10 protein-coding genes are annotated in these 11,045 nt (G+C 70.2%); 6 read left to right on the plus strand and 4 right to left on the minus strand.

All coding sequences use genetic code 11. The annotated features are described in order from the left end of the window. Positions 1-133 precede the first annotated feature (133 nt). The 5 genes from gap (at position 134) to H576_RS0102775 (ending at position 3,949) form a co-directional block, all read left to right on the plus strand. Complete coding sequence (gene gap, locus H576_RS0102755; RefSeq protein WP_029149654.1) at positions 134-1,141, plus strand: type I glyceraldehyde-3-phosphate dehydrogenase; 1,008 nt, start codon at positions 134-136, stop codon at positions 1,139-1,141. Positions 1,142-1,223: 82 nt separating this feature from the next. Then, entirely contained in the window at positions 1,224-2,435 is a 1,212-nt protein-coding gene (locus H576_RS0102760; RefSeq protein WP_029149655.1) for a phosphoglycerate kinase, read from the plus strand. Further along, a complete protein-coding gene (gene tpiA / locus H576_RS0102765) occupies positions 2,429-3,217 on the plus strand; it encodes a triose-phosphate isomerase (RefSeq protein ID WP_029149656.1) in 789 nt (262 codons plus the stop codon). Before H576_RS0102760 ends, tpiA begins: the two co-directional genes overlap by 7 nt. 130 nt (positions 3,218-3,347) lie before the next feature. Beyond that, positions 3,348-3,596, plus strand: a complete 249-nt coding sequence (gene secG / locus H576_RS0102770) for a preprotein translocase subunit SecG (RefSeq protein ID WP_029149657.1) — start codon at positions 3,348-3,350, stop codon at positions 3,594-3,596. Then, positions 3,596-3,949, plus strand: coding sequence for an RNA polymerase-binding protein RbpA (locus H576_RS0102775; RefSeq protein ID WP_029149658.1), 354 nt, complete (start codon positions 3,596-3,598; stop codon positions 3,947-3,949). Before secG ends, H576_RS0102775 begins: the two co-directional genes overlap by 1 nt. A 56-nt stretch (positions 3,950-4,005) precedes the next feature. Here the strand turns inward: H576_RS0102775 and H576_RS0102780 are convergent, their stop codons facing one another. The 4 genes from H576_RS0102780 to tkt all read right to left on the minus strand — a co-directional run bounded on the left by H576_RS0102780 (position 4,006) and on the right by tkt (position 9,785). After that, positions 4,006-4,938, minus strand: a complete 933-nt coding sequence (locus tag H576_RS0102780; protein ID WP_029149659.1) for a glucose-6-phosphate dehydrogenase assembly protein OpcA — start codon at positions 4,936-4,938, stop codon at positions 4,006-4,008. Further along, positions 4,935-6,482: a glucose-6-phosphate dehydrogenase gene (gene zwf / locus H576_RS0102785; protein ID WP_029149660.1), complete on the minus strand. Its 1,548-nt coding sequence runs from the start codon at positions 6,480-6,482 to the stop codon at positions 4,935-4,937. The genes H576_RS0102780 and zwf overlap by 4 nt, the downstream gene beginning before the upstream one ends. Positions 6,483-6,585: 103 nt before the next feature. Beyond that, a complete protein-coding gene (gene tal, locus H576_RS0102790) occupies positions 6,586-7,692 on the minus strand; it encodes a transaldolase (RefSeq protein ID WP_029149661.1) in 1,107 nt (368 codons plus the stop codon). Then, entirely contained in the window at positions 7,689-9,785 is a 2,097-nt protein-coding gene (tkt, locus tag H576_RS0102795) for a transketolase (RefSeq protein WP_029149662.1), read from the minus strand. Before tkt ends, tal begins: the two co-directional genes overlap by 4 nt. A gap of 278 nt (positions 9,786-10,063) precedes the next feature. Between tkt and H576_RS0102800 the strand changes: the two genes are divergently transcribed. Then, positions 10,064-11,026, plus strand: coding sequence for a heme o synthase (locus tag H576_RS0102800; protein WP_084502450.1), 963 nt, complete (start codon positions 10,064-10,066; stop codon positions 11,024-11,026). Positions 11,027-11,045 lie beyond the last annotated feature (19 nt).

The following is an 11,045-nucleotide window of genomic DNA, read 5'->3' on the forward strand; positions in this document are numbered from 1 at the left end:
CCGACGGCACGTGCCGCGGGGCCCTCGCTCATCACTAGGATGAGGGGTGGCGGGCTCACGGTGTGCGGATCCGGGGCTCGGCATACATCTCCATCACCACCCGCGCTCCGGCGCATGACAATCAGGAGACTCAGTGTCCGTCAGGATCGGAATCAACGGCTTCGGCCGCATCGGCCGCAACTTCGTCCGCGCCGCGTTCTCGCAGGGCGCCGACGTCGAGTTCGTGGGGGTCAACGACCTCACCGACAACAAGACGCTCGCGCAGCTTCTCAAGTTCGACTCTGTCGGCGGCCCCCTCGGCAAGGAGGTGTCGTACGACGATGAGTCGATCACCGTCGACGGCGTCACCATCAAGACCTTCGCCGAGCGCGACCCCGCCGCCCTCAAGTGGGGCGACCTCGGCGTCGACGTCGTCATCGAGTCGACCGGCCGCTTCACGAAGCCCGAGGACGCGCAGAAGCACATCCAGGGCGGCGCCAAGAAGGTCATCATCTCGGCCCCGGCCAGCGGCCCGGCCCCCACGTTCGTCATGGGCGTGAACGAGGACTCGTACGACCCCGAGACCGACCACGTGATCTCGAACGCGTCGTGCACCACGAACGCCCTCGCGCCCCTCGCGAAGGTCTTCAACGACGCCTTCGGCATCGAGCGCGGCTTCATGATGACGGCGCACGCCTACACGGCCGACCAGATGCTGCAGGACGGCCCCCACAAGGACCTCCGCCGCGCCCGCGCCGCCGCGATCAACATCGTCCCCACCTCGACGGGTGCGGCGAAGGCGATCGGCCTCGTCATCCCCGAGCTCAACGGCAAGCTGTCGGGCACGAGCTACCGCGTTCCGGTCCCCACGGGCTCGATCGTCGACCTGACGCTCGTCACCAAGGACGGCCTGACGCCCGAGGAGATCAACCAGGCCTACGCCGCCGCCGCCGCGGACGGCCGCCTGAACGGCATCCTCCAGTACTCGGAGGACCCGCTGGTCTCGAGCGACATCCAGCAGAACCCGTTCTCGTCGATCTTCGACTCGGGCCTCACGATGGTCACCGACAACCTCGCCAAGGTCTCGTCCTGGTACGACAACGAGTGGGGCTACTCGAACCGCCTCGTCGACCTCGCCGAGTACGTCGGCGAGCGTCTCTGAACTCGATCGACATGAGCCGAACGCCCGCCGGGTCGCGCACTGCGCGTGTCCCGGCGGGCGTTCGCTGTAAGTTGGGGAACTGATGACTCTTCGCACCCTCGAATCCCTGGGCGACCTCGCTGGAAAGCGCGTCTTCGTCCGCTGTGACTTCAACGTGCCGCTCTCTGACGGCGCCATCACCGACGACGGCCGGATCCGCGCCGCCCTCCCGACGCTCCAGGCGCTCCTCGCCGCGGGCGCGACGGTGATCACCTCCTCGCACCTCGGCCGCCCCAAGGGCGAGCCGAACCCCGAGTTCTCCCTCCGCCCCGTCGCCGACCGGCTCGCCGAGCTGCTCGGACAGCCCGTCGCCTTCGCGACCGACACCGTCGGCGAGTCGGCGCAGTCGGTCGTCTCGTCGCTCGAGGCGGGCCGGATCGCCGTCCTCGAGAACCTGCGCTTCAACGCGGGCGAGACGTCGAAGGACGACGCCGAGCGCGAGGCGTTCGCGGCCCGGATCGCCGACTTCGCCGACGTCATGGTCTCCGACGGCTTCGGCGTCGTGCACCGCAAGCAGGCGTCGGTGTACGAGCTCGCGAAGCTGCTCCCGTCGGCGGCCGGCCTGCTCGTCGCCCACGAGGTGTCGGTCCTCGATCGCCTTCTCACGGCGCCCGAGCAGCCCTACACCGTCGTCCTCGGCGGCTCGAAGGTCTCCGACAAGCTCGGCGTCATCGACAGCCTCCTGCCGCGCGTCCAGAAGCTCCTCATCGGCGGCGGCATGGCGTACACCTTCCTCGCCGCGCAGGGCCACGCCATCGGCAAGAGCCTCGTCGAGCAGGACCAGATCCCCACGGCCCTGAAGTACCTCGAGCAGGCGAAGGAGGCGGGCGTCGAGCTCATCGTCCCCGTCGACAGCGAGATGGCCGCCGGCTTCTCGGCCGACGCCGGCCACGCGGTCGCGCCCTCGGAGGACCTCGAGGGAACCGAGTTCGGCGCCGACGCGCTCGGCCTCGACATCGGCCCGGCCACGGCCGAGCAGTTCGCCGCGGCGATCGCCGGGTCGAAGACCGTGTTCTGGAACGGTCCCATGGGCGTCTTCGAGTTCCCGGCCTTCGCGGCCGGAACGAAGGCCGTCGCACAGGCTCTCGTCGACGCCGACGCGTTCACGGTCGTGGGCGGCGGCGACTCGGCCGCCGCGGCCCGCCAGCTCGGCTTCGCCGACGACCAGTTCGGCCACGTGTCGACGGGCGGCGGCGCGAGCCTCGAGTTCCTCGAAGGCAAGAAGCTCCCCGGACTGGAGGTCCTCGGATGGTGACGACGCGCACCCCGCTCATCGCGGGCAACTGGAAGATGAACCTCGACCACCTGCAGGCGGTCGCGCTCGTCCAGAAGCTGTTCTGGGCCCTCCGCGACGCGCAGCACGAGTTCGAGTCGGTCGACGTCACGGTCTTCCCGCCGTTCACCGACCTGCGCAGCGTGCAGACGCTCGTCGACGCCGACAAGATCCCCTTCGGCCTCGGCGCGCAGGACCTGTCGGTGCACGCGTCCGGCGCGCACACGGGGGACGTCTCGGGCGCGATGCTCGCGAAGCTCGCGTGCAGCCAGGTCATCATCGGCCACTCGGAGCGTCGCCAGGACCACGGCGAGACCGACGCGGTCGTCGCCGCGAAGGTCCAGGCCGCGCTCGCGAACGGCCTCGTCCCGGTGATCTGCGTGGGCGAGACGAGCGAGGACCTCGAGAAGTTCGGCGCCAGCGCCGTCCCCGTCGCCCAGCTCGAGCAGGCGCTCGAGGGAGTCGCGGCTGGCACCGAGATCGTCGTCGCCTACGAGCCCGTGTGGGCGATCGGATCCGGTCAGGCGGCGACGCCCGAGCAGGCGCAGCAGGTGTGCGCCGCGCTGCGCGCCGTCATCGCCGAGAAGATCGGCGACGACGCGGCTGCCGCGACCCGCGTGCTGTACGGCGGTTCGGTCAAGTCGACGAACATCGCGGCGTTCATGCGCGAGCCCGACATCGACGGCGCCCTCGTGGGCGGCGGCAGCCTCAAGGTCGACGAGTTCGCGTCGATCATCCGCTTCCAGAAGCACGTCGGCGTCTAGACGGTCCGGGTCCCGCCCGGGGGATCCGCTGCGTGAGCGGCGGCGATTCCCGGCGGGACCACCCCGTCGCGCCCTGGTAATCTGAGGGTTCGTGCGGCCTGACCGGTCGCACGCATCGAAAGGCCATTCCGTGGAGATTCTCCAGTTCATCCTGCAGGTGCTGCTCGGCATCACGAGCGTCCTGCTCGCGCTGTTCATCCTCATGCACAAGGGCCGCGGCGGCGGCCTGTCCGACATGTTCGGCGGCGGCATGGCGCAGGCCGTCAGCTCGTCCGGTTCGGCGGAGCGCGTGCTGAACTACATCACGATCGTGCTGGCGCTCGTCTGGTTCCTCGCGATCGTGGGGCTCGGCCTCATCACGAAGTTCCAGGCCATCTGATGGCCGCGGGATCGAGCGCGATCCGCGGCACGCGGGTCGGATCCGGCCCGATGGGCGAGATGGATCACGGGCACCAGGCCGAGCGCGTCTCGGTCAGCTACTGGGACGCCAAGGGCAACGAGGTCGTCAAGCACTACGCGGCCGACATCCCCGAGGAGGAGATCCCGGAGATCGTCGACCACCCCAAGTCGGGCCTTCCGGCCGGGCGCGACAAGGAGAACCCGCCGTCGCCCGAGAAGAACGAGCCCTACAAGACGCACCTCGCCTATGTGAAGGAGCGCCGCAGCGACGACGAGGCGCAGGAGCTCCTCGACGAGGCCCTGCAGAAGCTGCGCGAGAAGCGCGGCGAGTGATCGCATGAAGAAGGACCCCCGGCCGATCGGCCGGGGGTCCTTCTTCATGCGCGCCCTCAGGCGGGCTGCTTCAGGGCGTCCCAGCCCTCGGTGATGACGCGGCCGTAGAGCGCGTCGGCGTCGAGCCGGCGCAGCTCCTCGGCGAGGCACTCCCGCAGCGAGCGGCGGGGGAGCAGGAGCTCGTGGTCGGGCTGGCCCGGCTGCGTGAGCTTCGCGTGCGTCTGCGACTGGCGTTCGAGCAGGATGTCGCCCGAGGCGCGCGTGAGCCGCACCGAGTGGATCCCGTGGTCCCAGTCGCTCGCGTCCTCGTAGGTCCAGTCGACCGTGACGTCGAGCGCCATGCCCAGCCACGCGGCCAGGAGCGCCGTGGACGGCGAGGTCGACGCACCGCGCACCTCGACGGCCGTGACGGGCTCGTACGGGGGCTGGTCGAGCACGGCGGCGAGCTGCTCGCGCCAGCGCGTCAGGCGCGTCCACGCGAGGTCGGTGTCGCCGGGCACGTACACCTCGTCGAGCGCCTGCAGGCGGTCGGCGGCGCCGGCGCCCTGCTTCGACGAGTCGGTGATCCGGCGCTGCGCGATGCGGCCGAGCGGGTCGGCCGACGGCGAGTCGGGGACCGAGTCGGGCCACCACACGACGACGGGCGCGTCGGGCAGCAGGAGGCCCGTGACGAGCGCCTCGGGGTTCGACCCGGCCTCGCCGTAGGCGCTCAGCACGATGACCTCGCTCGCGCCGGCGTCGCCGCCCACGCGGATCTGCGCGTCGAGCTTCGCCTCGTCGCCCGGGTGGGTCACGAGGACGATGACGCGCATGGGGTGCTCGCGCGACGCGTCGTTGGCGGCCTCGATGGCCTCCTCGGACGGGCGGTGGTCGCTCTTGATGATGAGGGTCAGCACGCGGCCGAGGGCGACGGCGCCGCCCTCCTCGCGCACGCTGACGAGCTTCTTGGCGACGGTCGAGACCGTCGTCTGTTCCAGGTCGATGATCACGGCCGCCTCCAGACGCGGCCATCCTGCGCGAGCAGGGCATCAGCGGACGACGGGCCCCACGAGCCCGACTCGTACTGTTCGAGCGGCTCGTCGAGCGAGGCCCAGTACTCCTCGACCGGGTCGAGGATCCGCCAGGACTGCTCGACCTCCTCGTGCCGGGGGAAGAGGGGCGGGTCGCCGAGGAGGACGTCGAGGATCAGGCGCTCGTAGGCCTCGGGGCTCGCCTCGGTGAAGGCGTGGCCGTATCCGAAGTCCATCGTGACGTCGCGCACGTGCGTGCCGTTGCCGGGGACCTTCGACCCGAAGCGGATCGTGACGCCCTCGTCGGGCTGCACCCGGATCACGAGGGCGTTCTGCCCGAGCTCGGTCTCGTCGTCGCCGAACAGGTGGCCCGGGGCCTTCTTGAACACGACCGCGATCTCGGTGACGCGGCGGCCCAGGCGCTTGCCCGTGCGCAGGTAGAACGGCACGCCCGCCCAGCGGCGCGTGTCGACCTCGAGCTTGATCGCGGCGTAGGTCTCGGTCGTCGAGTGCGGGTCCATGCCGTCCTCGTCGAGGAAGCCCGTGACCTCCTCGCCGCCCTGCCAGCCGCCCGCGTACTGGCCGCGGGCCGTCGCCGTCGAGAGGTCGTCCGGCAGCGAGACCGCGGCGAGGACCTTCTCCTTCTCGGCGCGCAGGTGCTCGGCGGAGAGGCTGATCGGCTCCTCCATCGCCGTGAGGGCGAAGAGCTGCAGCAGGTGGTTCTGGATCACGTCGCGGGCGGCGCCGACGCCGTCGTAGTAGCCCGCGCGGCCGCCCACGCCGATGTCCTCGGCCATCGTGATCTGCACGTGGTCGATGTGGTTGCGATTCCAGATCGGCTCGTACAGCTCGTTGGCGAAGCGCAGCGCGAGGATGTTCTGCACCGTCTCCTTGCCGAGGTAGTGGTCGATGCGGAAGATCGAGTCGCTCGGGAACGCGGCCTCGAGCGAGTCGTTCAGCTCGCGGGCCGACGCGAGGTCATGGCCGAACGGCTTCTCGATGACGACGCGCTGCCAGGCGCTGTCGCCGTCCTTCGTGCCGTCGACGAGGCCCGACTCGAGCAGGCGCGTCGTGACCATCGAGAACGCCTTGGGCGGGATCGACAGGTAGAACGCGTGGTTGCTCATCGTGCCGCGCTCGGTGTCGAGTGCCTCGAGCGTCGAGCGCAGGCGCGCGAAGGCCTCGGCGTCGTCGAACTCACCCTGCACGAAGCGGATCCCGCGCGAGAGCTGCTGCCAGGTCTCCTCGCGGAACTCGGTGCGGGCGTGGTCCTTGACGGCGTCGTGGACGACCTGCGCGAAGTCCTCGTCCTCCCAGTCGCGGCGGGCGAAGCCCACGAGCGCGAATCCGGGGGGCAGGAGGCCGCGGTTGGCGAGGTCGTACACGGCGGGCATGAGCTTCTTGCGCGAGAGGTCGCCGGTCACGCCGAAGATCACGAGGGCGCTGGGCCCCGCGATCCGGTTGAGGCGGCGATCGTGGGGGTCGCGCAGCGGGTTGACGCCGCGCTGGATCGGAGCAGGCATGGATTCCCTTGGGGACGATGGGCGGTCAGAGACCGCGAGGGGGTACGCGTACGGCCGCCGCGACGAACACGGGGTTCTGCGCGGCGGCCGTACGGGGCGTCACTTACTTGGCGGCGTCGAGGGCCGTCTTGACGGTGTCCTGGAGCTCGTGCCAGGAGCCGATGAACTTCTCGACTCCCTCATCCTCGAGCACCTGGGTGACGTCGGCGAAGTCGACGCCGACGGCGGCGAGCTGCTCGAACACGCTGTGCGCGTCGGCGTAGTTCGCCGTGATGGTGTCGCCCGTGACGACGCCGTGGTCGAAGGTCGCCTCGAGCGTCTTCTCGGGCATCGTGTTGACGGTGCCGGCCGCGGCGAGCTCGGTCACGTAGAGCGTGTCGGGCAGCGACGGGTCCTTGACGCCCGTCGAGGCCCACAGCGGACGCTGCACGTTGGCGCCGCCGGCGACGAGCGCCTGGGCGCCCTCCTCGGCGAACTTCTGCTCGAAGAGCTCGTAGGCGAGGCGGGCGTTCGCGACGCCGGCCTTCGACTTGAGCGCGAGCGCCTCGTCCGAGCCGATCGCCGTCAGGCGCTTGTCGACCTCGGTGTCGACGCGCGACACGAAGAACGAGGCGACCGAGTGGATCTTCGAGAGGTCGAGGCCGGCGGCCTTCGCCTTCTCGAGGCCCGCGACGTACGCGTCGATGACCTCGGCGTAGCGCTCGAGCGAGAAGATCAGCGTGACGTTGACGCTGATGCCCGCGCCGATGACCTCGGTGATGGCGGGGAGGCCGGCCTTGGTCGCGGGGATCTTGATGAGGACGTTCTCGCGGTCGACGCGGCCGAAGAGGTCCTTCGCCTGCGCGACGGTGCCCTCGGTGTCGTGAGCGAGGTCGGGGGAGACCTCGATCGAGACGCGGCCGTCGACGCCGTTCGTGGCGTCGTAGACGGGGCGGAAGATGTCGCACGCGTCGCGCACGTCGGTCGAGGTGATCGTGAAGATCGCCTCGTCGACGCCCGTGCCGGCCTTCGCGAGCTCGGCGACGGCGGGAGCGTAGGACTCGCCGTTCGAGAGCGCACCGGCGAAGATCGTCGGGTTGGTCGTGACGCCGGTCACGCTGCGCGACGAGATGAGCTGCTCGAGGTTGCCGGTCGAGATGCGCGAGCGCGAGAGGTCGTCGAGCCAGATGCTGACGCCGGCGGCGGCGAGCTGGGCGGTGGGGGAGGTCATGCGTTCTCCTTGATGGTTTCGCGAGCGGCCTCGACGACCGCGTCAGTGGTGATTCCGAATTTCTCGAAGAGGACGTTCGCGTCGGCCGATGCACCGAAGTGCTCGAGCGAGACCGAACGGCCCGTGCTGCCGACGATCGGGGCCCAGGGCATCGCGATGCCGGCCTCGACCGAGACGCGCGCCTTGACGCTCGAGGGGAGGACGCTCTCGCGGTACTCCTCGGGCTGCTCGGCGAACCACTCGAGCGACGGGGCCGACACGACGCGGGCGTTCACGCCCTCGGCCTTCAGCGCCTCGCGCGCCTCGACGGCGAGCTGCACCTCCGAGCCCGTGCCGATCAGGATGACGTCGGGGGTGCCGTTCGGCGCCTCGGCGAGGACGTACGCGCCCTTGCCGGTGAGCGACGCCGAAGCGAACGTGTCGCCCGAGGCCTCGCCCTCGCCGCGCGCGTAGGTCGGGACGCCCTGGCGCGTGAGCGCGATGCCGGCGGGGCCCTCCTGGCGCTTGAGCATCTCGAACCAGGCGTACGCCGTCTCGTTGGCGTCGGCCGGGCGGACGAACGCGAGGTTCGGGATCGCGCGGAGCGCGGCGTAGTGCTCGACCGGCTGGTGGGTCGGGCCGTCCTCGCCGAGGCCGATCGAGTCGTGCGTCCACACGAAGAGGCTCGGGATGTTCATGAGCGCCGCGATACGGACCGCGGGGCGCATGTAGTCGGCGAACTGCAGGAACGTGCCGCCGTAGGCGCGCGTCTTGCCGTGCAGCGTGATGCCGTTGAGGATCGCGCCCATGCCGTGCTCGCGGATGCCGAAGTGGAGGACGCGGCCGTAGGGGCTGCCCGTCCACTTGGCGGTCGAGTGCTCGGGGGGCAGGAACGACTTCGCGCCCTCGATCGTCGTGTTGTTCGAGCCCGCGAGGTCGGCCGAACCGCCCCACAGCTCGGGCATCACGGCGGCGATCGCGTTCAGGACCTTGCCCGACGCGGCGCGCGTGGCGACGGCCTTGCCGGCCTCGAACGCGGGGAGAGCGGCCTCGAGGCCCTCGGGCAGCTCGCCCGCCTCGAGGCGGTCGAACAGCGCCTTGCGCTCGGGGTTCGCGGCGGCCCAGGCGTCGAACTTCGTCTGCCACTCGGCGTGGGCGGCGGCGCCGCGCTCGGCGAGCGAGCGGGTGTGCTCGATGACGTCGGCGGCGACGTCGAAGCTCTTCTCGGGGTCGAAGCCCATGACCGTCTTGGTCGCCGCGAGCTCCTCGCCGCCGAGCTTCGAGCCGTGGATGCCGCCCGTGTTCTGCTTGCCGGGGGCCGGCCAGCCGATGACGGTCTTGAGGACGATGAGCGACGGCTTGTCGGTCTCGGCCTTCGCGGCCTCGATCGCGTCGAAGAGCTCCTGGACGTCCTCGACGTACTCGCCCGACTTCTTCCAGTCGACCGTGATGACCTGCCAGCCGTAGGCCTCGTAGCGGGCCGCGACGTCCTCGGTGAACGCCACGTCGGTGTCGTCCTCGATGGAGATCTGGTTGGCGTCGTACACGACGACGAGGTTGCCGAGCTTCTGGTGGCCCGCGAGCGACGAGGTCTCGCTCGTGACGCCCTCCTGCAGGTCGCCGTCCGAGGCGATGACGTAGATGTTGTGGTCGAAGGGGCTCTCGCCGGCCGGGGTCTCGGGGTCGAAGAGGCCGCGCTCGTAGCGGGCCGCGTACGCGAAGCCCACCGACGAGGCCAGGCCCTGGCCGAGAGGACCGGTCGTGATCTCGACGCCGTCGGTCTCGCGGTACTCCGGGTGACCCGGGGTCTTCGAGCCCCACGTGCGGAGCGACTCGAGGTCCTCGAGCTCGAGGCCGAAGCCGCCGAGGTACAGCTGAACGTACTGGGTGAGCGAGGAGTGCCCCGCCGAGAGGATGAAGCGGTCGCGACCGACCCAGTGGGTGTCGGCCGGGTCGTGGTTCATGACCCGCTGGTAGAGCAGGTAGGCGGCCGGCGCGAGGCTCATCGCCGTGCCGGGGTGCCCGTTGCCCACCTTCTCAACCGCGTCTGCCGCAAGCACGCGTGCGGTGTTGACCGCGCGCTCATCGATCTCGTCCCAACGCAGATCCGCCACGGGACCGCCTTTCGTGTGTGGGTGAAAGCGCCGTGGTCCTGATCGACCGTTCCGCGCCCACGGGAGATGCCCGCTTGGCGTCGCCGGCGCACGTCCGTCTCCCAGCATAGTGTCGCGGGAGGGTCCGTGCACGCCCGCGACGCCGCCCGCGCGCGGCGCATCGACCTCTCTTCGCCTGCCCCCAGTTTGTGAGCGGGCTGAGCGGATCCGCTGCGCACGCTGGCCTACACTTGGAGGGTTGCACAGCACTCGAGAAGCCGGGAGGCACGCGCGTGTCGATCACCAGTCGCCCTGACGGGGCGTTCGCGCCGGAGACGGCGGACGGGGCCCCGGCGAAGCGCGACTGGCGGCGCACGATCATGGCGTACGTGCAGCTCACCAAGCCGCGCGTCCTCGAGCTGCTGCTCGTCTCGACGATCCCCGTCATGTTCCTCGCCCAGGGCGGCATGCCGAACCTCTGGCTCGTTCTCGCGACCGTCATCGGCGGCGCGATGAGCGCGGGATCCGCGGCGTCGTTCAACATGTACATCGACCGCGGCATGGACGCGCACATGCGGCGCACCAAGGACCGGCCGCTCGTGACGGGCGAGGTCACGCCGCGCGCGGCGCTGATCTTCTCGTGGTCGCTCGCCGTGATCCAGGCGGTCTGGTTCCTCGCGTTCACGAACGTGCTGACGGCAGTGCTCTCGTCGGTCGCGATCTTCTTCTACGTCGTCATCTACACGATCCTGCTCAAGCGCCACACCGAGCAGAACATCGTGTGGGGCGGCATCGCCGGCTGCTTCCCCGTCCTCATCGGCTGGGCGGCCGTCACGAACTCGCTCGACTGGCCCGCCTGGGTGCTGTTCGCCCTGATCTTCCTGTGGACGCCGCCGCACTACTGGCCGCTCTCGATCAAGTACGCGGCCGACTACGACGCGGCCGACGTGCCGATGCTCGGCGTCACCCGCTCGAACGCGCAGGTCGGCCTGCAGGTCGTGCTCTACGCGTGGGCGACGGTCGCCTGCTCGCTGATCCTCATCCCGGTCGGCCACATGGGCATCGTCTACATCGCGAGCGCGATCGTGTTCGGCGGCTGGTTCATCTACGAGTCGCACCGCATGTACGCGATGTCGGTCCGCGCGGCGGCGGGTCAGGAAGAGGGATCCGAGGCACGCCCCATGCGCGTGTTCCACGCCTCGATCTCGTACCTGACGTTCCTCTTCATCGCGGTCGCGGTCGACCCGCTCCTGCCGTTCTGACGCACAGCGCGTCGACCGC

The sequence above is a fragment of the Microbacterium indicum DSM 19969 genome (assembly GCF_000422385.1).
Taxonomy (GTDB): Bacteria; Actinomycetota; Actinomycetes; order Actinomycetales; family Microbacteriaceae; genus Microbacterium; species Microbacterium indicum.